The organism is Nonomuraea sp. NPDC049129 (assembly GCF_040648495.1).
Lineage (GTDB): Bacteria > Actinomycetota > Actinomycetes > Streptosporangiales > Streptosporangiaceae > Nonomuraea.
Genome location: NZ_JBEZDU010000014.1, coordinates 104,331 through 127,090 on the forward strand (window position 1 = coordinate 104,331; position 22,760 = coordinate 127,090).

At 71.4% G+C, this 22,760-nt stretch carries 20 protein-coding genes; 5 read left to right on the forward strand and 15 right to left on the reverse strand.

From position 1 onward, the window contains the following. Positions 1-256: 256 nt before the first annotated feature. The 8 genes from AB0B64_RS36535 to AB0B64_RS36570 form a co-directional block, all read right to left on the reverse strand. The gene (locus tag AB0B64_RS36535) at positions 257-1,879 is read right to left on the reverse strand and encodes an ABC transporter (RefSeq protein ID WP_357953593.1); all 1,623 of its coding nucleotides are present in this window, start codon (positions 1,877-1,879) and stop codon (positions 257-259) included. Further along, positions 1,876-4,242, reverse strand: coding sequence for a dynamin family protein (locus tag AB0B64_RS36540; protein WP_358183226.1), 2,367 nt, complete (start codon positions 4,240-4,242; stop codon positions 1,876-1,878). The genes AB0B64_RS36535 and AB0B64_RS36540 overlap by 4 nt, the downstream gene beginning before the upstream one ends. Continuing rightward, positions 4,239-5,471 (reverse strand): uroporphyrinogen-III C-methyltransferase, encoded by a 1,233-nt coding sequence (gene cobA / locus AB0B64_RS36545; protein WP_357953596.1) that lies wholly within the window; start codon positions 5,469-5,471, stop codon positions 4,239-4,241. Before cobA ends, AB0B64_RS36540 begins: the two co-directional genes overlap by 4 nt. A 69-nt stretch (positions 5,472-5,540) precedes the next feature. Further along, positions 5,541-6,554, reverse strand: coding sequence for an agmatinase (speB, locus tag AB0B64_RS36550; protein ID WP_358183230.1), 1,014 nt, complete (start codon positions 6,552-6,554; stop codon positions 5,541-5,543). Between the two features lie 10 nt (positions 6,555-6,564). Beyond that, positions 6,565-7,635 (reverse strand): nicotinate-nucleotide--dimethylbenzimidazole phosphoribosyltransferase, encoded by a 1,071-nt coding sequence (gene cobT / locus AB0B64_RS36555; protein WP_357953600.1) that lies wholly within the window; start codon positions 7,633-7,635, stop codon positions 6,565-6,567. Positions 7,636-7,656: 21 nt separating this feature from the next. Further along, the gene (locus AB0B64_RS36560) at positions 7,657-8,499 is read right to left on the reverse strand and encodes a sirohydrochlorin chelatase (RefSeq protein WP_357953601.1); all 843 of its coding nucleotides are present in this window, start codon (positions 8,497-8,499) and stop codon (positions 7,657-7,659) included. Between the two features lie 65 nt (positions 8,500-8,564). Continuing rightward, a complete protein-coding gene (locus AB0B64_RS36565; protein WP_357953603.1) occupies positions 8,565-9,740 on the reverse strand; it encodes an SAM-dependent methyltransferase in 1,176 nt (391 codons plus the stop codon). Positions 9,741-9,866: 126 nt separating this feature from the next. Then, complete coding sequence (locus tag AB0B64_RS36570; RefSeq protein WP_357953605.1) at positions 9,867-10,931, reverse strand: GNAT family N-acetyltransferase; 1,065 nt, start codon at positions 10,929-10,931, stop codon at positions 9,867-9,869. A 91-nt stretch (positions 10,932-11,022) separates the two neighbouring features. Here AB0B64_RS36570 and AB0B64_RS36575 point away from each other — a divergent pair, with 91 nt between their 5' ends. Next, positions 11,023-11,292, forward strand: coding sequence for a DUF2795 domain-containing protein (locus AB0B64_RS36575; protein ID WP_357953607.1), 270 nt, complete (start codon positions 11,023-11,025; stop codon positions 11,290-11,292). A gap of 3 nt (positions 11,293-11,295) precedes the next feature. Beyond that, entirely contained in the window at positions 11,296-12,309 is a 1,014-nt protein-coding gene (locus tag AB0B64_RS36580) for a Vms1/Ankzf1 family peptidyl-tRNA hydrolase (RefSeq protein ID WP_358183234.1), read from the forward strand. Here AB0B64_RS36580 and AB0B64_RS36585 read toward each other — a convergent pair. From AB0B64_RS36585 to AB0B64_RS36595, 3 genes are read right to left on the reverse strand one after another with little or no spacing between them, the layout of a single operon-like run. Continuing rightward, positions 12,299-12,883, reverse strand: a complete 585-nt coding sequence (locus AB0B64_RS36585; protein WP_358183237.1) for a lactate utilization protein C — start codon at positions 12,881-12,883, stop codon at positions 12,299-12,301. The two genes, AB0B64_RS36580 and AB0B64_RS36585, sit on opposite strands and share 11 nt — an antisense overlap. Next, the gene (locus AB0B64_RS36590) at positions 12,870-14,261 is read right to left on the reverse strand and encodes a lactate utilization protein B (RefSeq protein ID WP_358183240.1); all 1,392 of its coding nucleotides are present in this window, start codon (positions 14,259-14,261) and stop codon (positions 12,870-12,872) included. Before AB0B64_RS36590 ends, AB0B64_RS36585 begins: the two co-directional genes overlap by 14 nt. After that, a complete protein-coding gene (locus tag AB0B64_RS36595) occupies positions 14,258-14,995 on the reverse strand; it encodes a (Fe-S)-binding protein (RefSeq protein ID WP_357953613.1) in 738 nt (245 codons plus the stop codon). Before AB0B64_RS36595 ends, AB0B64_RS36590 begins: the two co-directional genes overlap by 4 nt. A 69-nt stretch (positions 14,996-15,064) precedes the next feature. Here AB0B64_RS36595 and AB0B64_RS36600 point away from each other — a divergent pair, with 69 nt between their 5' ends. Further along, positions 15,065-15,757: a FadR/GntR family transcriptional regulator gene (locus tag AB0B64_RS36600; protein ID WP_357644562.1), complete on the forward strand. Its 693-nt coding sequence runs from the start codon at positions 15,065-15,067 to the stop codon at positions 15,755-15,757. On the opposite strand, the gene AB0B64_RS36605 is transcribed toward AB0B64_RS36600, so the two are convergent. Next, positions 15,750-16,592, reverse strand: a complete 843-nt coding sequence (locus tag AB0B64_RS36605; protein WP_357953616.1) for an NAD(P)H-binding protein — start codon at positions 16,590-16,592, stop codon at positions 15,750-15,752. The genes AB0B64_RS36600 and AB0B64_RS36605 overlap by 8 nt on opposite strands. A 52-nt stretch (positions 16,593-16,644) precedes the next feature. On the opposite strand from AB0B64_RS36605, the gene AB0B64_RS36610 reads away from it, so the two are divergent. After that, positions 16,645-17,406 (forward strand): helix-turn-helix domain-containing protein, encoded by a 762-nt coding sequence (locus AB0B64_RS36610; protein WP_358183243.1) that lies wholly within the window; start codon positions 16,645-16,647, stop codon positions 17,404-17,406. Here AB0B64_RS36610 and AB0B64_RS36615 read toward each other — a convergent pair. Then, on the reverse strand, positions 17,395-18,720 hold the full coding sequence (locus AB0B64_RS36615; protein WP_358183246.1) for a sulfatase: 1,326 nt from the start codon (positions 18,718-18,720) through the stop codon (positions 17,395-17,397). The two genes, AB0B64_RS36610 and AB0B64_RS36615, sit on opposite strands and share 12 nt — an antisense overlap. Positions 18,721-18,918: 198 nt before the next feature. On the opposite strand from AB0B64_RS36615, the gene AB0B64_RS36620 reads away from it, so the two are divergent. After that, complete coding sequence (locus AB0B64_RS36620) at positions 18,919-19,920, forward strand: LLM class F420-dependent oxidoreductase (RefSeq protein ID WP_358183249.1); 1,002 nt, start codon at positions 18,919-18,921, stop codon at positions 19,918-19,920. A gap of 90 nt (positions 19,921-20,010) precedes the next feature. On the opposite strand, the gene AB0B64_RS36625 is transcribed toward AB0B64_RS36620, so the two are convergent. Both AB0B64_RS36625 and AB0B64_RS36630 read right to left on the reverse strand, forming a co-directional pair. Then, positions 20,011-21,963: an ABC transporter permease gene (locus AB0B64_RS36625; protein ID WP_358183253.1), complete on the reverse strand. Its 1,953-nt coding sequence runs from the start codon at positions 21,961-21,963 to the stop codon at positions 20,011-20,013. Continuing rightward, entirely contained in the window at positions 21,960-22,637 is a 678-nt protein-coding gene (locus AB0B64_RS36630) for an ABC transporter ATP-binding protein (protein ID WP_358183256.1), read from the reverse strand. The genes AB0B64_RS36625 and AB0B64_RS36630 overlap by 4 nt, the downstream gene beginning before the upstream one ends. Positions 22,638-22,760: the final 123 nt, after the last annotated feature.

Genomic DNA, 22,760 nt, shown 5'->3' on the forward strand with positions numbered 1-22,760 from the left:
GAATGGGGCCATCCCTGGGACGGCTTCCCGTGGAGCGAGGCGGTCTCTGGGACGGCTTCCCGTGGAGAGAGCCGCCCCTGTCGTAACTGCCCGTGCACGAGGCTGCCCCAAGACGGCTGCCCGCGAAAGAGGCCAGGCGAGCGCTCCGAAAGACGACCACGCACAGCACCGTGAGAAAACCGACCACGCACAGCACCGCGAGAAAGTCGACCGCACTCAGCGCCGTAAGAGAAAAGCCACCCAGCCTACTGAGGACTCAGCCGGACAGCCCACGCATGGCGCTGTAGAAGGCGTGGTGGCGGCTCAGTTCGCGTTCCACCGGCTCCACCACCATGGTCTCCGACACCGCCGCCACCCGACGGCGCATCTCCCGTTCCAGGCGTTCGCGTTCCCTCGATGCCCCGAGTACGACGAAGTTGCGTGACGCGATGCCCGACAGCGCCCCCAACCCCAGTACGGAGGCCATCATCAGCCCCACCCAGGGCAGCGCGGCGCTGTCGCCGAGCAGTTGGAGGGACGGGGGGAGTTGGCCGGGGACGGTCAGCCCCACCGCCAGCCAAGCGAGTCCGCCGATGAAGGCGCCGACCAGGAAATACTGCCAGATCTTCAGGATCCGCCACCAACCCGGCACCCGGTCGAGCTCCGGCGCGACCTCCGTGAGGTCCTCGGTCAGCACCTTGGGCAGCTGGCTGGAGCGGGAGCGGGCCGCGCGGTGCACCGCCGTACGCCACACCGGGTGCATCCCGACCGACAGCCCGTCGGCGAGTGCCTGGACGGCGTTGGACACCTCGGCGGCCTGCGCGCTCACCGAACCGGTCGTGATGCCGCGGATCTCGTCGCTGACATCCTCCAGGCGCAGCGACTTGAGCGGGTCCGGACGGAACTTGGCCAGCCAGCGCGGGTACGGCCAGCCCACCCAGCGGCTCGACCGCTCGGCGTAGACGTTCTCCATGGCCTCGCCCACGGCCGGAACGCCCACGGCGTCGCAGAGCGCGTCCGTCAGGCCGAGCCTGCGGGCCTCGTCGACCGACGCCGGCGCGGAGAGGGCCTCGCCGACCGGCATGGTCTCGGTGAGACGCCGCTCCAGCCGGCGCAGGTCGGCTTCGATCTTGTGGATGGCCGCCCGCCGCCGGGAGACCGCGCCCGAGATGACGCTCTTGAGGCTGTCGATGCCCCGGCCGCTGACCGCCGAGGTGGGTACCACGCTGGGATGTTCGACGCCTTCGCGGCGGAGCAGGTCGTTGAGGTCGATGACCAGCTCGGCGAGCTCCTCGGTGGACAGCTTGTCGGCCTGGTTGAGCGCGAACACGGTCATCGCGTCGTGCCCGGCCAGGTCGGTGACGTAGCGCCGGTGCGTGGAGGCGTCCGCGTACTTCTGCGGGTCGAGCACCCACACCACCAGGTCGGCCAGGCCGATGAGCCGGTCGGCCTCGGTGTCGGTGAGTGCCCGGATCGAGTCGTGGTCGGGCAGGTCGAGCAGGATCAGCCCGTGGAGCTGGCTCTCACCCTTGTCCAGCGCGCTGGCGCGGGCGAAGCGGTGGCGCCACTGGATCTGCAGCCAGTCGAGCAGCGGCGCGGCGCCTTCCAGCCCCCAAACGCAGGCGTGGGTACGGGCCGTGGTGGGCCTGCGTACGCCCGTCGGCGAGAGCTCCAGCCCGGAGATCGCGTTGAACAGCGACGACTTCCCGCTGCCGGTGCCACCGGCAAGGGCGACCACAGTGTGCTCCGACGACAGCTTGAGCCGGTCGCCGGCCCGCGTCAGCAGCGCGCTCGCCTCGGAGAGCACCTTCTGGTCGAGCCGACCCGGCCCGAGCTCAACGACCTTGGTCAGGGCGGTCAGCCGCGGAGCCAGGCCCGGCCTGGTGGTGACGGCGGTCATCGAGCGACCTCGAGGTTGTACGTCGCCTGGTAGAGGCGGGTCGCGGTGGACTCGTCGGGTATCCCGGCCGAGTCGAGCGCTTGCACGTAACGCATGGATTCCTCGTCGAACAGCATGCCGATCCTGGCTCGCAGGTCACTGAGTGCCTTGGCGCCGATGCCGCGCAGCGACTCGGCGCCGAGCAGGGCATTGACCAGCCGGTGCGGCAGGCCTTCGACGGTGCCGCCGCTGAACATCGCAACCATGAAGATCAACGATAGCGAGTCGGCATCGAACGACACGAACTTGGACACCGACCGCTTGGCCACACCCTCCGTGCGTACGAGCTCCGTCACGTGCTCCTGCCAGGCGGAGATGGCCCGGGTGGCATGCCGTACGAGCTCGTCGGAAGGCCGTTCGAGGCCCGCCCCGATCGTGCCGCCCACCTCCGAGCGGTGCCGCCAGCGGGCGACCACCTCCTCGGCGGCGCGGTGGGCGGCGGCGACGATCACCGACTCCAGACCGGCGCGCAGCGCCGCGCGGAACGCCGTGACGCGCTCGGGCGCCTGCCTGCTCGACCTGCCCCGCTTGCGGAACTGGATCGTGCGCATGAGGTCGCCGGACCCGGCGAAGTCCTGCCAGCGGGCCAGCACCTCACCGTGGACGAGCATGCCGTTCCTGGTCGCCTTGTCGATCTCGGCGAGCGCGCTCATGTAGGCCGCCTCCACGTCCGCGCGCAGCTCGGTGCGGAACGCGACCTGCCCCTCCAGATGCCTGGCCAGGGCGGGGACGCGGGTACGGAAGCTGTCGAGCACACCGTTGAGCGTCTCGTGTACGGCCTGCGCGCGGCGGTCCTCGTCGACGGAGAGCTCGGCCAGCCAGAGGCGCAGATCGGTCATCTCATGATCGGGCAGCCTGCCGTCGACGACCTTCGTCTCGCCGATGACGAACCGGTCGACCTCGCCCAAGCCGTATTCGGTGAGCATCCGGATGAAGTGCTTCAGTACGACCTCACGCGCCTTCGGCTGGACCCGTGAGAGCACGATGGCCAGCCGGGCACCGCGCTCCTTGGCCAGCCGCAGGAGGTTCCAGGCGGGGGCGTCGGCGTAGCGGGCGGCGGTGGTCACGAAGATCCACAGGTCCGCGGCGTCGAGCATGCGGTGGGCGATCTCGTGGTGCTCCTCGACGACCGAGTCGATGTCGGGGGTGTCGAGCAGCGCGACGCCCTGCGGCAGCTTCTCGGTCGCGACCACGACCAGGCTGCCGATGCCGTCCTCGGGCGACGGCTTGTCGATGCGCCGCATGCCGCCGAGCAGGTCGCCCTTGGTGAACCACTGCCGGTCGTCCGGGTGGCAGACCAGCACGGGGATGCCGGTGGTGGGCCGTCGTACGCCGGTGCGGGAGATGTTCTTCTCGGCGAGGGAGTTGACCAGCGTGGACTTGCCCGCGCCGGTCGAGCCCGCGACCACGATGAGGGCGGGCGCGGTGTTCGTCCGTACTCGCGGGAGCACGTAGTCCTTGAGCTGGGCGAGCAGGTCGGCGCGGGCCTGCCTGGCCTCGGCCGCGCCCGGCAGGTCCAGGCCGAACCGCAGGTCGGACACGCTCTCGCGGAGCGCGTCGAGCGCCGCCGTCAGCGCGGCGACCATCTCGGGGGGCAGCGGCTCGACCCGCCGGGCGGGGGGCCGCGCGGCCTGCTCCGCGCCGACGGGCTCCGCAGGAGCCACGGGCTCAACCGGCTCAGCGTGTACGGCCTGCGCGTCCGAGACTTGTTCGGCCCGCGCGTCATCCGAATCCTGTCCGGCCTGCGAGTCGTCTGAGCCCTGTTCGGCCTGCGGGTCCGGGAAGTGCCACGCGGACGGCTCCGGGCGGACATCCGCCGACCCCTCAGGCTCGTCATCAGCGAGGCGAAGGTCGTCGTCCGCGGGCTCATCGCCCCCGGGATCGGCCAACGCGGCCGACTCCACCAACTCGGCCCACGCCTCAGCCTCCGACAACGCCTCGGCATCGCCCGAAGGCTCCTCGTCGAAAGACGCCTCGGCAACACCAAGAGCCTCTTCGTCAGACAGCGCTTCAGGCTCGTCCGACGGCTGCTCATCGGACGGCGCCTCAGGCTCATCAGTCGGTGGCTGGTCAGACGACACCTCAGCCTCGTCGGAGGGCTCGTCTGACGACGCATCAGCCTCGTCAGACGGCTCGTCGCCGGACGGCGACGCCCCGAGCTCCGCCGGCTCGCCGGGCGACTCCCCAGCCGAGCCCGAGCCCGAAGCCTCCTCGTCAGCAGCGGATGCCGCCGCCGGCGCCGCGGACTCGTCCGTGAAGGCGCGGAAGCTCAACGTCTGCTCCCCGGGCGACTCCTGCCGCCCGTCATCCATGGCCGTGTTCACGGCAGACGCTCCGCTCTGACCATCTCGACCTCCTGGCCGACCCTTACGACGTCGCCGACGATGACGATCGCCGGCGGCCGTATACCAGCCGCGGACACGCGGTCGGCCACGCTGGAAAGTGGAGCCACAACCGCCCGCTGGGTCGGAAGAGTACCGTCCTGTACCACCATTACGGGAGTCTCCGGAGGGCGTCCATCTCTCAGGAGTGCCTCGGCCACTTTCGCCAGCCTCTCGACGGCCATCATGAGCACCAGCGTGCCCTGCGAACGGGCCAGCCCCGGCCAGTCGACGGTCGACCGGGCGTCGTCCGGCGCGACGTGCACGGAGATCACGTGAAACTCCTGGCTGACCCCGCGATGCGTCACCGGGACCCCGGCCGAGGCGGGCACCGCCACGGCGCTGGTGATGCCGGGAACCACGAGCACCGGGATGCCCGCCTGGGCGCAGGCGATCATCTCTTCGCCGCCGCGCCCGAACACGAACGGGTCGCCGCCCTTGAGCCGGACCACGAACTTGCCCTGCCTGGCCCGGTCGACGAGCAACTCGTTGATGGTCTCCTGCGACAGGGACCTGCCGTAGGGGACCTTGGCGGCGTCGATGAGCTCGACGTCGGGCGCCAGCTCGTCGAGCAGGGCGCGGGGCGCGAGCCGGTCGGCGACCACGACGTCGGCCTGCGCGAGCAGCTGCCGGCCGCGCACGGTGATCAGCCCGGGATCGCCGGGGCCGCCGCCGACCAGGGCCACTCCGACGGGCTTGGTGCGGCTGCGGCGGGCGTCGACCGTGCCGTCGCGCAGCGCGCCCACGACCGCGTCCCTGATGCCGGCCGCCCTGCGCGGGTCGCCGCCGGCGGTCACGGCCACGGTGATCTCGTCCACCCGCCCGGAGGCGGGCGTCCAGGCGGCGGAGGCGTCCTTGTCGTCGGCGCGCACGCACCAGATCCGCTTGGCCTCGGCCTCGGCCGCGACGGCGGTGTTGACGGACTTGTCGTCGGTGCACGCCTGGACGAGCCAGGCTCCGTCGCAGTCGCCGACCTCGTAGGGGCGGGCGTGCCAGGTGACCCGGCCGGTGGCGATCAGGTCGTCGAGAGCGGGGGTGACGCTCGTGGACACCACGGTGACCTCGGCGCCTGCCTCCAGCAGGGCGGGCACCCTCCGCTGCGCGACGCGCCCGCCGCCCACGACGAGGACCCTGCGCCCGGAAAGCCGCAGGCCGAGGAGGTAGGGGCCCATGCTGGGGAATCTCCCGTTCGCGAAGCTTGGTGTGTTAAGAGGTAAACCTACCGGGTCTTACCGAGAGATTTATCGGCCGTCAAGGAGCGGCTGGTGAGGATCCCAGCGGGGCCCGCCATTATCGTCCCTCCGGCGTCTGGCCATCGCTGACAGCGCCTCAAGGATAACCCGGTTCCCGAGGAACGCGGTGATGTCCGCGTGATCGTACGGCGGAGCCACCTCGACCACCTCCATGCCGGCCACCGGCAGTTCGTAGCAGATCCGCCGGACCGAGTCGAGGAGCTGCCTGGCCGACAGCCCGCCCGGCTCGGGGGTGCCGGTGCCGGGGGCGTGACCGGGGTCGCAGACGTCGATGTCGACGGACAGGAAGATCTGGTCGCACTCGTCGAGCGCGATGCCGAACGCCTCCGTCAGGCACTCTTCGAGCCCTCGGGTGACGATCTCGGTCATCTCGTACGAGCGCATGTTCTGCTCGGCCATCCAGCCGAGCGTCTCGGGACCCGGCCAGTAGCCGCGCAGCCCGATCTGCAGGAACCGGTCGCCGCGGATGGCGCCGGACTCGATGAGGCGGCGCATGGGCTGGCCGTGGCCGTACAGGTGGCCGAAGGCGATGTTGCCCGTGTCGGCGTGCGCGTCGAAGTGGATCATCGAGGTCCGGCCCGGCTCGTACGCCCTGGACGTGCCCCTGGCGTCGGGCAGCGCGACCGTGTGGTCGCCGCCCAGGACGAGCGGCACGGCCCCGGAGGCGGCGACGCGGTGGACCGCGTCCTCGATGGCGGCCAGTGAGGACTCGACGTCGCCGGAGTAGCACTCGACGTCGCCCGCGTCGAGCACGCGCAGGTCCCGCAGCGCGTCGACGCGCAGGGCCAGACTGGGCCTGGAGCCGTCGTGCGGCAGGTAGCAGGCCTGGCGCAGGGCCATCGGGCCGAACCTGGCCCCGGGACGGTTGGAGGTGCCACCGTCGAACGGAGCCCCGATGATCACAACGTCGGCCCCCGCGTACGTCGCGGGGTCGCCGACATCGCACCGCTCGACGCCGAGGAAGGTGACATCGGGGCCGTACATGGGGCCGTATCTCGACATGGCCCCATCATCACACGTGTTTTTCGGTCACTCCCGCCGAGTCGAAGGTGGCGACCTCGTGCATGACGCGTACGGCGGCGCAGACGAGCGGGTAGGCGAGCAGCCCGCCGGTGCCCTCCCCCAGCCGCAGCTCCAGGTCCACCATGGGGCGCAGGCCGAGGTGTCCGAGAGCGGCGGTGTGGCCCACCTCGGCCGAGCGATGCCCGGCGACGCAGTGGTCCAGCGCGGCGGGGTCGAGCGCCGCGGCCACGAGGGCGGCCGCCCCGGCGATGACTCCGTCGAGGATCAGCGGCACGCGGGCCGCGGCGCCGCCGAGGATGAAGCCCACCAGCGCCGCGTGCTCGAACCCGCCCACGGCGGCCAGGGCCCGCAGGGCGTCGTTGGGCAGGGACATGACGGAGTTGACGCCGTTCACCCGGAGCGCCTCACGGATCACGCTCACCTTGCGGGCGTGCGTCTCGTCGTCGATCCCGGTCCCCCTGCCCGTCACGTCGGCCGGGTCCCGGCCGGTGAAGGCGGAGATCAGCGCGGCGGAGGCGGTGGTGTTGGCGATGCCCATGTCGCCGGTGATCAGGCAGCGGGCGCCGCCCGCCACCAGCTCGCGGGCCACCGAGATGCCGGCTTCCAGAGCTTGTACGGCCTGATCCACTGTCATGGCCGGCCCCGCCGCCAGGTCGGCCGTACCGTAGCCGATCTTCCGCTTCACCAGGCCCGGCGCGTCAGGCAGGTCCGCCGCGACGCCCACGTCGACCACGGTCACCGTCGCGCCGACCTGCTTGGCGAAGGCGTTGGCCACCGCGCCGCCCGACAGGAAATTGGCCACCATCTGGATCGTGACCTCCTGCGGCCACGGGGTGACGTTCCGGGCGTGGACGCCGTGGTCGGCCGCGAAGATGGCCAGGGCCGCCGGGGTCGGCATGGGCGGCGGGGTGGTGCCCGCGGCGCCCGCCAGACGTACCGCGACCTCCTCCAGCGCGCCGAGCGAGCCGCGCGGCTTGGTGAGACGGTCCTGGTAGGCCCGAGCGTCGGCGATGGCGCGCGGGTCGGCGGGGTGAATCGCGGCGAGCGTCTCAGCGAGCACGGCTTACCTCCGGGTAGGGGGTCAGGGGACCAGTTGGAGCGCTTCCTCGTAACGGTCGATGACGACATCGGCCAGGGTCTCGCAGTCGCCGATCACCTCGGCGCAACGGATGTCGAGATCGGGGTGGCCGGCGCCGTAGGCCAGCGCCTGCGCCCACACGCGCTCCAGCATCCCGCCCGCGAACAGCAGGTACGGGACGACGATCACCCGCTTGGCGCCCAGCCGGCGGCAGCGCTCGAGCCCGCCGGGCACCCCGGGCGGTGTGACCGAGACGAAGGCGGTCTCGACCGTCATGAAGTCGTAGGCGTGCGTCTCCCAGAACAGCCGCGAGACGCGGTGGATCTCGGCGTTGGCCGCCGGGTCGGTGGAGCCCTCGCCGACCAGGACGACCGCGGTCTCTCCCGGCTCGACGTGGAGGGGCAGCTCGATGGCCGCCGAGTCGACGGCGCGCAGCCGCGGCCGGCCGCCGACCAGCTCCAGCGGGCGCAGCTTGGGCATCTCGGTGGCGGCGTCGTTGAGGCGCTCGGCCAGCAGCGCGAGCACGCGGGGGTCGGGCCCCAGCGGGCGGCCGTAGTCGCACATGAGGGTCGGGTGGCGTTCCTGCACCCTGGCCATGGCGGCGGGGAACTCCGCGCCCACCCGGCTGAGGCTCAGCGGCAGCGCCACCAGCCGGTGGTGTCCGCGAGCGACCAGGGAGGCGACGGACTCGCTGACCCGTGGCGTGGCGCGCTCCAGATAGCCTCCGGAGACGTCGGCGGCCCGCTGGTCCAGGCGGCAACGGAGCCTGTGGACGAACCTGCCGAACTCGGCGGAGTCGGCGTCATCGTTCGAGCCCTGCCCGATGAGCAGGAGCGGGGGCTTCATTGAGGGAATCTCCGGTGCGTAGGCAAGACACGCGAGGATAACCGATGCGTGCCGGTTGAAACAGGTCACGCCACACGCGAGGGGGTCGCGTGTACGACGAAGACAGGGTCGGCCGCGGCCAGGCTATGCGATCCGTCCGGCTGAATGGTGAGCTTTGAGGCGATTATCTGCGTGCCCTCGGCACGATAGCCGTGCTCGCGGAGCCGGTCGAGCACCGCGGAGACCCGTTCGACCGTCTTAAGCGCGCAGACCAGCGTGCGCGGCCGGCGGGCGGCGCAGGCCACGATGACGTCGGCCCCGCCCCCGCCGACGAAGACGGCGTCGGGGTCGGGCAGCGGTTCGAGCGCGGGCGGCGCCTGTCCCCTGGCCAGGGCCACTTTGACGCCGTGTTCGAGCACGGTGGCGCGCAGCCGGGCGCAGGCCGCCTCGTCCCGCTCGACGGCCACGACGGCGGCGCCGAGCCGGGCGCACTCGACGGCGATCTCGCCGGAGCCGGCGCCCACGTCCCAGACCAGGTCGCCGAGCCGGGGGCCGAGCTTGGCCAGGATGTACGCCCTGACCTCGGCCGGTATCGAGCTCTCGAACGGCAGCGCCCATTCGGCCGGCCCCGGCTGCGCGCCCGCCACCCAGCCGGGTTCCCTGGCCTGGTGGAGGGGGTCGATGACGAGCACCACGTCGGGGTCCTTCCACGGCCGGGTGGTGGCCTCGCCCATGCGGCTGTGGGTGACCCGCTCATCGGGTCCGCCGATGTCCTCGCAGACGATCAGCTCGCGCGGCGTCGTCGGAGCCAGCTCGCGGGCGATGTCGCCGGGCCCGACGCCGGGCGCGACCAGCAGGGCCACCTTGGGGTGCGCCCGGCAGGCGTTGACGACCCGGTTGAGCTGGTGCGGGCCGGCCGGGGCGACGACGAGCGCGTCCTCCCAGTTGAGCCCGGCGCAGGCGAAGGCGCGGGTGACGAGCGAGGTGGCGGGGAGTACGTCGGGCTTGAGCCCGTGGGCGCGCAGCCTGCGTACCACGCCGAAGAAGCCGGGATCACCCTCGGCGACGACCACGGCGGCGCCCTGGCCCTGTTCGAAGTGGCTGTCGAGGGTCTGGAGCAGCGACCCGTCGGCCACGACCGAAGCGGTCAGCCTGAGCTGCCCGATGATGGCGTCCGGCCCCACCACGAGCGTCGCCCCGCGCAGCCGCTCGACCGCCCTGGCCGACAGCTCCGATCCGTCCCACCCGACCACTGTGATCATGCGCACCACCGCCTCACCACTAAGGGTGACGGGTGCCGCGGTGTTTCACAAAGGGTACGAACGCCTGTCCGGTATGCCTGTCCGCACGAACCACCCCGTCCTGTCCGGCCGGACCGGTGAGATCCGTCACGCCAGATCGGCCGGTGTGAGGCTGTAGACGACCAGGTCACGCCCCTGGAGCGCGTTGCGTGCTACGCCCTCGCGGACGAAGCCCGCCTTCTCCGCCACCCGCTGCGAGGCCACGTTGGTGACCGCCGCCCGCAGTTGCAGCCGTCCGAAGCCCTGCGTGACGAACAGCCAGCGGGCGATCGCCAGCACGGCCTCCCCCGCGTACCCCTGGCCGCGGGCCCAGGGCGCGGTCATGTAGCCGACCTCCGCCGATCTGTTGACCCAGTCGGCGTCCCTGAGGTCCACGTTCGCCACGAAACGGCCGCCGGCCAGCTCCTCCACGGCGTAGGCGATCCCCTGTCCCCTGATCCGGATCCGCTCGGCGGCGCCGATGAACGCGCGGGCGTCCGCCACCGTGTAGCCGCGCGGCAGCCCGGTCTCGGCCTGGGTGAGCGGGTCGGCGCCCGTGGCCGCCAGGTCCGCCACGTCGGCCTCGGCCGGCTGTCTGAGCAGCAGCCGCCGGGTACGCAGCTCGGTGCGGGGCAGCGTGTCGCACGGGACGCGGCTGTCGCCGCGCAGCAGGCCGAACATCACCAGATCGTGCGGCCCGTCGTCCTCCATCGCGGCGTCCCGGAGCACGCCTTCCCAGGTGAAGCCCGCTTTCTGTGCGACGCGCAGCGAGGCCAGGTTGTCGAGGTTGGCCGTCAGGTCGATCCTGCGCAGCTCCGTGGTGGCGAACACCCACTCGACCAGCCCGCGTACGGCTTCGGGCGCGAACCCGCGGCCCCGGTAGAGGGGGTGCACGCCGTACCCGACCTCGGTCGTTCCCGCGCCCCACGCGGTCTTGAACAGGCTGATGGCGCCCACGACGCGGTCGTCGGCGTCGGCCATCGCCAGGTGCACGCCCTGCCCGGAGCGGCGCAGCTCGTGCACGCCGGTCTTGAGCCACTGCGCGATGCCCGACACCTTGGCGGGGGTGCCGGGCGGCAGGAACTGGGCACCGGACTGCACGATCGAGCGGATCCGGTCGGCGTCCGAGACGCCGAAAGGCCGGAGCACGAGCCGCGCGGTGGTGATTCTCACACCGGGATCGAACACCCTCGGCAGGGTACACAGCCGCGATGTTTGCCCATGAAAGCGGGGGTAGGTCGCCCTAGAGAGGAGTGAGACCACCATGGAATGTGGCAGCGCCGAACACCTTGACGAGAAGCGCGAGCGCGAGAGGGGCGGCGGCCCCACGCACGCCGAGGGCGCCGAGCTCTTCGAATGGGTCAATGACACCTCTTTCCCCTCATCCAGGGAGGACCTGCTGCGGCACGCCGAGCACCGGCACGCGCCCGACGAGGTGCTGGAGCTGCTGCACTCGCTCCCGGAGCGGCAGTACCACACGATTGGGCAGGCCACGGAGGCGCTTGGGCTCAGCATGGAGAAGCGGAGGTGGTGAGTGGTGCGGCTCGACTTCATCCGGCCGCTCTATGAACGCCGCGGGCCGTACGCCTCGGTCTATCTGAGCACCCTCGCCGGGCGCGACCGCGAGAAGCACTGGCACGACCTGCGCGCCCAGCTCCGCGGCGAGGTGGACCCGGACACGCTCGACGCTCTGGAAGCGGAGGCGGCGGGCTCGGTGGCCGCGCGGGTGATGTTCGCCACCCATGGCGACGTGGTGCTGGCTGAGACGCTCGCCGAGGCGCCGGAGCTGGCCGCGTACAGTCCGCTGCCCCTGGTCACGCCCATGCTGATGCTGCGCGGGGAGAACCTGCCGCACCTGCGGGCCATCGTGGACCATTCGGGCACCGAGCTGACCGTCTTCGGCAGCGGCTCCCCCCGGCGGGCCACCGTGGCGCCCACCCCGTGGCCGCTGCACAGGACCAGCTGGGGTGGCTGGTCGCGGAAACGGTTCGAGCGCGGCATGGAGGAGACGTGGGATGAGAGCGCGAAGGCCGTCGCGCACGAGATCGACGAGCAGGTCCGGCGGCTCGGCCTCGAACTCGTCGTGGTGGCCGGTGACCCGAAGTCGCGTTCGCTGGTCTGCGATCATCTCGGTACGAAGTCCGTGGACCGCGTGATGATGGTCGAACACGGCAGCCGCGCCGACCACGAGCAGTTCGCACGAGACGTCGAGACCGCGCTCGACTCCTACCTCGACCGCCGGCGGGCGGAGCTGCTCGACCGCTACCGGGAGACCGGCGGGCCCACCGGGCTGGCCGAAGTCGCGCACGCCCTGCGGGAGGGCAGGGTGCACGCGGTGCTGATGCCGGGCAAGGTGACCAAGCCCATGTGGATCGGCGGCGGAGGCGGCACGCAGCTGGCCACCGCCCCCGAAGAGCTACGCGGCTGGGGGGTGGAGGATCCGGTGCCGGAGCGCGCGGACTCCGCGTTGACCAGAGCCGCGACCATGACGGACGCCGAGCTGTGGTTCAGCCCGGAGATCTCGGACGCGGCGGCGGTCATCAGGTACTGATGATCACTTCCAGCGTCCGCGGCCCGTGTACGCCCTCGACCCGGTTGAGCTCGATGTCGCTGGTGGCCGACGGGCCGCTGATCCAGGTCAGCGGGCGGACCGGGTCGAGCCGGGCGACCGCCTCGGGGACGCCGGCCACGATCTGGTCCGCGCGGACCACGCACAGGTGGTAGTCGGGCACCAGGGTCTGCGCCCGGCGGCCCTGGCCGGGGCCCGAGTCGAGGACGATCGTGCCGGTCTCGGCGATGGCCACCGCGCAGCCGGTGATCACCCCGTCGGCGGCGTCCAGCTCGGCCACGGAGCCGCCCGCGACGGCGCCGGGCACTTGCCACTCCGGCGGCAGCCCGTCGGGCACGACCATCCGGCGGCCGGCCACCAGCTCGGCCACCTTGCCGGGCACCTCGGCCGCGGGCAGCACGTGCACGACGGCGCGGTAGTCGTCCACCCGCTCGGCGAACAGCCCCACGAGGTCTTCTACCTGCGTGGCCGTACGGTAGCCGCGCGGGATCGTCACCTCGGGGGCGCCTGCCACGGCTCGGCGGACCCTGGCCAGGATCTCGTCACGCGCGCTCATTCCGCTCCCACCAGTCTCTGAATGATTCTTCCGGGATCTCCGGCAGGTCCCGGGTGTCGGTCCAGGCCGACAGGGGGCCCGGCAGGCGTTTCGGCACCACCTTGCGGAAGCGGGTGGCCAGGCGTTGCGCCTTCGCCAGCCGTACCTCGTCGTTGAGTATCCAGCCCGCGACGCGCATGCCCGCCCGCTCGGCCGGCGCGTGGCGGACCTTGGCGCGCAGGTCCACGAGCACCTCGGGGATGTCGATCGCGACCGGGCACACCTCGTAGCAGGCGCCGCAGAGGCTGGAGGCGTACGGCAGCGAGGCGTCCAGCTCCGACGACATGCCCCTGAGCTGCGGGGTGAGGATCGCGCCGATCGGGCCCGGGTAGACCGAGCCGTAGGCGTGGCCGCCCGCGCGCTCGTAGACCGGGCAGACGTTCAGGCAGGCCGAGCAGCGGATGCAGCGCAGCGCCTGGCGGCCCACCTCGTCGGCGAGCACGTTCGTGCGGCCGTTGTCGAGGAGCACCAGGTGGAAGTCCTGGCCCTCGGCCGAGCCGGTCCACATGCTGGTGTAGGGGTTCATGCGCTCGCCGGTGGAGCTGCGCGGCAGCAGCTGCAGGAAGACCTCGAGGTCGCGCCAGGAGGGCAGCAGCTTCTCGATGCCGACCACGCTGATCAGGGTCTCCGGCAGCGTAAGGCACATCCGGCCGTTGCCCTCGGACTCCAGCACCACCAGCGTGCCGGTCTCGGCGATCATGAAGTTGGCGCCCGAGACGGCGACCTTGCTCTTGAGGAAGCGTTCGCGCAGGTGCAGCCGGGCGGCCTCGGCCAGCGCGCGCGGCTCGTCGGTGAGGTCCGCCGGGACCGGGCGCATCTTGTCGAGGAAGATCTCGCGGATCTCGGCCCGGTTGCGGTGGATCGCGGGCACCAGGATGTGGCTCGGGAAGTCGTCGCCGAGCTGCACGATCAGCTCGGCCAGGTCGGTCTCGTAGGCGGTGATGCCCTGGGCGGCCAGCGCGTCGTTGAGCCCGATCTCCTGGGTGGCCATCGACTTGACCTTGACCACCTCGCTCTCGCCCGTGGCCTGGATCAGCCGGGTGACGATGCGGTTGGCCTCGTCGGCGTCGCGGGCCCAGTGGACGTGGCCGCCCGCCCTGGTCACGGCCTCCTCCAGCTGGAGGAGGTAGCGGTCGAGGTGGCGCAGGGTGTCGTCCTTGATCGCCTTGCCGGCCGCGCGGAGCTCCTGCCAGTCGGGGAGCTCGCCGACGACGTTCGCGCGCTTGCCGCGGATGGTGTGCGTGGCCTTGCGGAGGTTGTAGCGGAGCTGAGAGTTCTGTACGGCCTCCGCCGCATTTTTCGGGAAATTTCCTGGCATGCCGAGGAATGTCGCGCTCATTGGGCACCGCCCTCTTCCGTGGAGGCGAGGATCTCGGCGAGATGCATGACCCGGACACCGGTCCGCTGACGGCCGAGCGTGCCGCCGATGTGCATCAGGCACGAGTTGTCGGCCGCGCACAGCACCTCCGCGCCCGTGTCGAGCACGCTGCGCGCCTTGTCGGCGCCCATGGCGGCGGAGACGGCCGGGTTCTTGACCGAGAAGGTGCCGCCGAAGCCGCAGCACTCCTCGGCCGCCGGGAGCGGGACCAGCTCCAGGCCCCGGACGTTCTGGAGGAGCCTGGTCGGACGGTCGCCGAGGTGGAGCCCGCGCAGCGAGTGACACGTCGGGTGATATGTCACTCGATGTGGGAAATATGCGCCTACGTCGTCGACTTTGAGGACGTCGAGCAGGAACTCGGACAGCTCGTAGACCTTGGGCGCGACCTCGGCGATCGCCGCCGCTCCCCTGCTCCCCTGCCGGACCAGCTTGGGATACTGCTCGCGCACCATGGCGGCGCACGATCCGGACGGCGCGACGACCGCGTCGTACCCGGCGAACACCTCGGTGAAGCGGCGCGCCAGCCGTACTCCCTCGTCGCGGTAGCCCGTGTTGACGTGCATCTGGCCGCAGCACGTCTGGGCGGTGGGAAAGTCCACCTCGCAGCCGAGCCTGCGCAGGAGCGACACGACGGCCTTGCCGGTGCCGGGGAAGAGCGTGTCGTTCACGCACGTGATGAACAGGGCGACTCGCACGGCTCTCCTTCCGATGTATGGTCTGACCACAGTATGGTCTGACCATATCGAAGCCGCACGAGGGGGACAATGGTGGCCGACTGGCAGCCCGTCCGGCGGACCCGTACGTTCGAGGACGTCATCGCACAGATCGAACGGCGCATCGCCGAGGACGGTCTCAAGGCGGGCGACCGGCTGCCCGCCGAGCGCAGCCTCGCCGAGCAGCTGGGGGTCAGCCGCTCGTCGGTACGGGAGGCCATGCGCGTGCTGGAGACGCTCGGCGTGGTGTCGTCGCAGGTGGGGCGGGGTCCGGATGCCGGGGCGGTGCTGACCTCCCGCCCCGACACGGCGCTCACCGATCTGCTCCGGCTGCATCTGGGACTGGCCAGCCTGGAGCTGCGCGAGGTGATCGACACCCGGCTGATGATCGAACGCTGGGCGGCGGCCCGCGCCGCCTCGGCCGGATCCGACACCTCCGGCCTCGCCACGGCCCTGGCGGGCATGGACGCGGCGACGTCGGCCGAGGAGTTCGTCGAGCACGACACCGCCTTCCACTGCGCGCTGGCCGACGCGTCGGGGAACCGGCTGATCGCGGCCATCATGCGGTCGCTGCGCGACTCGATGAGACGCTACGCGGTGGAGGCGGTGACGCGGCTCGGCGACACGTCCGTGCTGCGCGCCGACCACGAACGCATCCTCGCGGCCGTACGGGCGGGCGATCCCGACGAGGCCGCGAACGCGGTCGCCGAGCACCTCGCCCACGCCTACCCCTCCCTTAGCTGAAAGCGGCCCGGTGGTCCTGGACCCAGGACTCGTAGGAGGTGGCCGGGCGGCCCAGCACCGACTGGACGTCGTCCGAGAGATGCGGCCAGCCCACCTCCTTGAGCATGGTCCAGCCCGTCGCCGCGACCGCGACCAGGCTCGGATCGGCGCCCGAGGCGAGCATCTGCTCCTTGGCCGCCTCGATGGGGATCTCGGCGGTCTCCAGGGGGCGGCCGAGCACCTTGGCCAGGATCGCCACCTGGTCGGGGACGCTGAGCAGTTCCGGGCCCGTGAGGTCGTAGGTGCGCGAGTCGTGCGCGCTCGTCGTGAGAGCGGCCACCGCCACGGCCGCGACGTCGCGCGGGTCGATGATGGGCTGCGTGCCGTCGCCGGTGAAGTTGGGGATCGGGCCGCCCGACCTGACGGCTTCCGCCCAGCCCAGCGAGTTGGAGGCGAAGCCGGCCGGGCGCAGCATGGTCCACGACATGCCGCTCGCCTTGATGGCCTCCTCGCCCGGCACGTGCCACGACCTGACATCGCCGGGATCGTCGGAGTCGCCCGTGCCGATGGCCGAGAGCTTCACCACCTTCTTGACGCCCGCCGCCACGGCCGCCTCGATCATGGCCTGGTCGTGCTCCTTCAGCCGCCCGCCGAATCCGGTCAGCAGGAGGGCGGCCGACACGCCCTCGAACGCCCGCCGCAGCGATCGCGGGTCTTCGAAGTCGGCCTGGACGGCTTCGCCGCCGGGCGCGCGGGACAGGTCCCGGGTCATCGACCGTACGGCCTCGCCGCGCTCGATGAGCAGGCGGGCGGTCTGGCTGCCTATGGTGCCCGTGGCACCGGTGATCAGAATCATGTCAGCCAGGCTGACAGCGCACCTGGCGCCGCTTATAGGAAGAATCGGCACTATGGATGGAGCACTCCTGAGAACCCGGCGGATTCACGTCCGGGAGCCCGACACCACGCCGACGGTGGCCTTCCGCACGGTGGACGGGGGTGGGCGGCTGTACGTGCTGGGGCCGCGAACGCGGGCGTCGTACCTGGTGCCCAAGGACGTGCCGCACTGCGTCACGGTACGGCTGCGCCCGGGGACCGCCCGGCCGCTGCTCGGGGTGCCGCTGAGCGAGCTCGTGGACCAGGTCGTCCCGCTCCGGGACCTTTGGGGGGTACGGGCGGACCGGCTGGCCGAGGAACTGACGGGCATGGTGACGGGAAGCGACTGGGCGGAGCGGGTGATGACGCGCCTGGAGGCGGCCTTCCTTGACCGGCTGGCCGCGCAGTCGCCCGCCGACCTGGACCGCGCCGGCCTGGTGGGCGCGGCGGCGGCGCTGCTCTCGGCCGAGGCGGCGCTCGACCGTGGCGACCTGGTGGGCGTCGCGGCGGCGCCTCCGGTGGTCGCGGTGGCCAGGGAGCTGGGGGTGAGTGAGCGGCACCTGCGCAACCTGTTCACGGGAGGCGTCGGTGTCCCGCCCAAGCGGTTCGCCCGGATCAGCCGGGTCCGTGGTGTGCTGGCCAGGGTGTGTCGCGAAGAGGGCGCTTCGCTGGCCGCCGAGGCGGGCTACTACGACCAGTCGCACATGACGGCGGAGTTCCGTGCGGTGATGGGCGTGCCCCCGAGCGCCTACCGGGCGGGCCACCTGCCGGTCCCCGCCGCCTGCTCAGCCGGCTGAGTCGGCTTCCAGGCATTCGGCGCCCGAGCAGGAGTGCATCCTCGACAGCCGTTCCTGGAGCTGCAGCACCAGTCCCGGGTCCGCGAACCGGGCAAGGTTGTGCAGCTCGTAGGGATCTCGGGTGAGGTCGTACAGCTGTATCTCGCCGGTGACATATCTCACATAGGTATGCGTCTCCGTACGCAATGCCTCATAGGAGGGCACCGGCGTCTGCGCAGCCGACGACCGGTTGGCCGGTCGGCTGAACTCGACCAGCACGTTCCGCCGCCACGGCGACGGGTGCTTCCCCTCCAACAGCGGCACCAGCGACCGTCCTTCGGCGAACGGCGGCACCGCCGCCCCGCCGAGCGCGGCGAACGTGGGCGCCAGATCCACCGTCGCCGTCATCTCGTTGATCTTCGAGCCCGGCTCGATGCCCGGCCCGCGCACCACCAGCGGGACATGGATGGCCTCCTCGAACGGGGTGGTCTTGCCCTGAGGGAGGCGATGCGTCCCCAGGTGGAAGCCGTTGTCGGAGGTGAAGAAGATGTAGGTGTTGTCGAGCTTGCCGGAGTCGCGGAGGGTGGTGATCACCGAGTTGACGAGGTCGTCGACACCGAGCATGGCCCGCAGCCTCCTGCGGTAGCGCTCGTCGACCTCGTCGATGCCCTCCGGCGAGATCAGCGGCCTCGATCGCAGCCACTCCGGCTCCTCCGACACGTCCGCCTGGTTGAACGACGGCGTGCGCGGCGCCTGCGACCAGGGGAACGCGTCCATGTTGCGGACGGCGGGATTGGCCGGGTTGTGCGGCGCGATGGGGGCGAGATAGAGGAAGAACGGCTCCGAGCCGGCGGTGATGAAGTCTCTGGCCTTGGCCGCCAGCACGTCGGACAGGTAGTCCTGCTCGCCCCAGCCGTAGTCGACCAGGTTGCCGTTCTCGTTGAGGCGGTAGCCGTACTCCTGATAGAGGTTGCGCACGGGCACGTCCCACTCGTGCCAGCCGGGCGGCACGTACGTCTGCGTGGCGGTGCCGCCCGGATAGTGGTTGAGGAACTTGCCCATCAGCGCCGTGCGGTAGCCGACCTGCTGCATCCAGGTGCCGATCGTGGACTGTTCCAGACCCAGGGTGTGGAAGCGGTCGAAGCCGCCTTCCGGCGCGGTGTTGGTCAGCACGCCGTGACTGTGGACGTACTGGGAGCGCAGGATCGTCGTGCGCGACGGGCAGCACCATGAGTTGGACACGAAGAACCGCTCGAACGAGGCGCCTTGCTGCACCAGCTGCTGGTCTATCGCGGGAAAGTAGGAGAGCGGCCCGTTCTCCAGATCGTCCGCCATCACCATGACGATGTTCGGCCGGCTCGCCCCGGAGGCCACCGCCGGACGAATCACCGGCAGTGCGCCTGCCGAAAGAATCAGCACTGCGCAAGCGAGTCGACACAGAACGTTAACCACGAGGAGGATTTCCCCGGAAGATCATGCATTGACACCCGGCTCTGCCGCGGCCGTAATAGAACTAAATTCCGGAGGTGTCACATGAAGCTCGGCTTGCAGCTTGGCTACTGGCAGCGAAACGCGGACGACGCGACCGAAACCGTCCTGACGGCCGAGCGGCTCGGCTATGACTCGATATGGACCGCCGAGGCGTACGGCAGCGACGTCTTCACCCCGCTGGCCTGGTACGGCGCGCGGACCTCGCGCATCAAGCTCGGCACGTCGATCGCCCAGATGTCGGCCAGACCGCCCGTCACCACGGCGATGACCGCGATGACGCTCGACCATCTCACGGGCGGGCGGTTACTGCTCGGCATCGGCGCCTCGGGCCCCCAGGTGGTCGAGGGCTGGTACGGCCAGCCGTTCGCCAAGCCGCTGACCAGGACCCGCGAGTACGTCGACATCATGCGCCAGGTCTGGCGCCGCGAAGAGCCGGTGACCAGCGACGGACCGCACTACCCGCTCCCCCTGGCGGACGGGCTGGGCAAACCGCTCAAGCTCATCACCCACCCGCTGCGGCCCGACATCCCCCTCTATCTCGGGGCGGAAGGACCCAAGAACGTGGCCCTGGCCGCCGAGCTCGGCCAGGGCTGGCTCCCGCTGTTCGCCTTCCCGTCCAAGATCGAGGAGATGTACGGCGAGGCGTTGTCGGGCGCCGCGCCGGGCTTCGACGTCGCGGCCATGGTCATGGTGGTGATCTCCGACGACGTACGGGCCGCGCTGGACGGCGTGAAGATGATGCTCACGCTGTACATCGGCGGCATGGGCGCCAAGCACCGCAACTTCCACGCCGACATCATCGGCCGGATGGGGTTCGCCGAGGCCGCCGAGCGCATCCAGGCGCTGTACCTGGCTGGGAAGAAGGATGAGGCGTTCCGGGCGATCCCGGACGAGCTGGCCGACGGCATCTCGCTTGTCGGGCCGCCTGGGCGGATCAAGGAACGCCTCGAACTCTGGCGCCAGAGCCCGGTCACCAGCCTGCTGGTGATGGGGCCGAGGGACGAGCGGTCACTGACGATCATCCGCGACTTGGTCCTGAACTGACGGCTGGCGACCATCGACCGTCTGGAGCCCTGTGACGGTCCGTCGTGGCTGGAAGCCCCCTCCGGGGAGCGAAGGACGGCGGATGTCGCGCTAGTCGGGGCGGGGAGCCGGGTCGGTGGTGACCGAGTTGAGCAGGGGTCTGCTCAGGGCCCCTGCTCCGATCACGCCGGCGAAGCCGAGTCCGACGCAGATCAGCAGCGTGATCACCCCGGTCGAGTTCACCGCGCCGATCATGAAGGGTGTCGCGCAGAACGCCCCGACCAGGATCGCGCCGCCGCCCATCACCGTGAGCGGGATGAGCGTCTCGGCCCTGCGTGCCTTGTCGAGCACCTCCAGCGGCGTGCCCGCCAGGCGCAGCAGCCCGTACGTCTGGCGGCGGTCCAGGATCGACGACGCGGCCGTGATCCCGGCGCTGGCGATGGCGACCAGGAACGACACCGACAGGACGACCACCGTGCCCGCGCGGATGTCGGCCAGGATCTGGACGCCGAAGTGCCCGTCGTCGGCGTCCGTGGTGGGCGTGTGCCCGGGAACCAGCCCGGCCAGCGCCGTACGGGCCCGGTCGATGGTCGCGGCGTCGGCCGAGGTGCCGAGAGCGACGGCGACGACCTTCTTCACCGGCTTCACCGTGGCCGTGATCCCCGCCTCCTTCAGCCGGGTACGCGCCTGCTCGGCCACGGCGGCCGCCTGATCCGCCGGGACGGCTACCTGGAGCTGCCCCGTAACGCCGGTGCTGTTGAAGGCGCCCGGACTGAGCAGGCAGAGGAACCCGGCGACGAAGCCGGTCATGGCCACCCCGCTCACCGTGCGCCACGCGGAGCGCGGATCGTCCACCAGCCGCCGGCCCGCCAGCAGCCGGGCGGGCCGGTTCGCCCGGCTGGCCGTGACGCGTCCGATGATCCCGACCACCCACGGGCCGACCAGGTTGACACAGAGGAAGGCCAGGCCGATCACCACCGCGATGGGACCCACGGCGTTGCCCCGGCTCAGCAGCGGAACGGCGGCGAGCACCGCGAGCAGGACGACGACCCTGACGAAGCGCATGGCGGGAGGCGTCTCCCGCTTGGCCACTCCGAGCGGGCTGACCACGACCCGCCGCAGCCCCACCACGGCCGAGAGCCCCACCAGCAGCGGGACCGCGATCAGCAGCCCGCCCAGGACCAGCGGGCTCGGCCACAGGTCGGAGACGAACCACGGCCCGCCACCGATCTGGATCCCGGCCAGCAGCGGCGCCGCCAAGGCGTAGGCGAGCGTGCCCGTGACCGCCCCCGCGAAGGCCACGATCATCGCCTCGGCCACGGTCATCCCGACCACCTGGCCGGGCGTGGCGCCGACCAGCCTGAGCGTGGCCAGGCGCTGGTCCCTCCTGGCCACGGTGAGCCGGGCCGCCGCGCCCCCGAACACCAGCAGCGGCACGACCATGAGCACCCCGGCGATCAGCGCCAGCACCTGGTAGGCCTCGGCGTCCTCCGTCGGCTCCCCCGCCAGGCTCGCCACCTTCACCGGCGGTTTGGCGATGATCCAGTCGTCGCTCCGCTGCGCGGTCAGCTCGGGCGCGTCCGGCTTGTGGCCGACGACCGCGACCAGCTCGCCCGGATAGAGCAGCGCCTCCTCACCGAGTACGCCCTTGGTGCCCGGGAAGCGGGCGGCGAGCTGGTCGGCGGGTAGTTGCTCGGCCAGCTCTTTCAGCGCCGGGGAGAGCCAGACCTCGTCGGGCGCGGGGAAGCGGGCCAGGCCGGGCGGCGGCGCGGGCGCCTCCGCGCCGAGCGCCGCCAGGTCGACGACGGTGATGTCCTTGTCGCGGACGAAGTCATGACGGGACGCCTCGATCGCCACGGCCCTGCCTTTGTCCTTAACGCCCGTAGTCTGGACGGGGTTGCGCCAGGCGCTCCGGTCGGCCCTGGCCTCGAAGGCGTAGTTGGCGGCCACCGCGAACAGCAGCAGCGCCATGGAGACGGCCACGGCCCCCAGGGTCAGCCAGGTGCCCAGCAGGCCCTTGCGCCCACCGCCCTTGAGCAGCCGCCAGGTCAGGTCCAGGTTCACGCGCGTACCCCGCCCGCGAGGAGGTAGCCGTCGCGGACCTCGACCGTGCGGTCGCACCAGCCGGCCACGTTGGGGTCGTGGGTCACCACGATCAGGCAGGCGCCGTTGTGCTTGGTCGCCTCGACCAGCAGCCGCATCGTCTCCTGGCCGGTCGTCTGGTCGAGCGCGCCGGTCGGCTCGTCGGCGAAGACCACCGCGGGCTTGGTGACCAGCGCCCTGGCGATGGCGACGCGCTGCGCCTGACCGCCCGACAGCTCGCCGGGCCGCCGGGTCTCCATGCCGTGCAGGCCGAGGGGCCCGAACCAGTCGCGGGCCTGCCGTACGGCCTGCGCCCTCGGTACGTCGCCGAGCATCAGCGGCAGGGCCACGTTCTCCTCGGCGGGCAGCTCGGGCAGCAGCTGGCCGAACTGGAAGACGAAGCCGAAGCGGGTACGGCGCAGCGCGCTGCGGCCGCGCTCACGCATGTTGTCGATGCGCTGGCCGAGCAGGTGCACCTCGCCGGAGTCGGGCTTCATGATGCCGGCCAGGCAGTGCAGCAGGGTTGATTTGCCGGAGCCGCTCGGGCCCATGATCGCCACGGCCTCCCCGGCGCGGACCGCGAGGTCCACTCCGCCCAGGGCCACCGTCTGCCCGAACCGCTTGGCCAGGGCTCGTCCAACAAGCACGTCGTTCATGGTGTCGAGCCTCTCGCCGGGGAGGGGCCCGGCGGATCAGCCGGACGTCGGGTTCCCCATCGGCCGAACGGCTGATCCTAGGGGGCGGGCTGATCCCAGAGTTGGCGGCGCCGGCTGATCCTA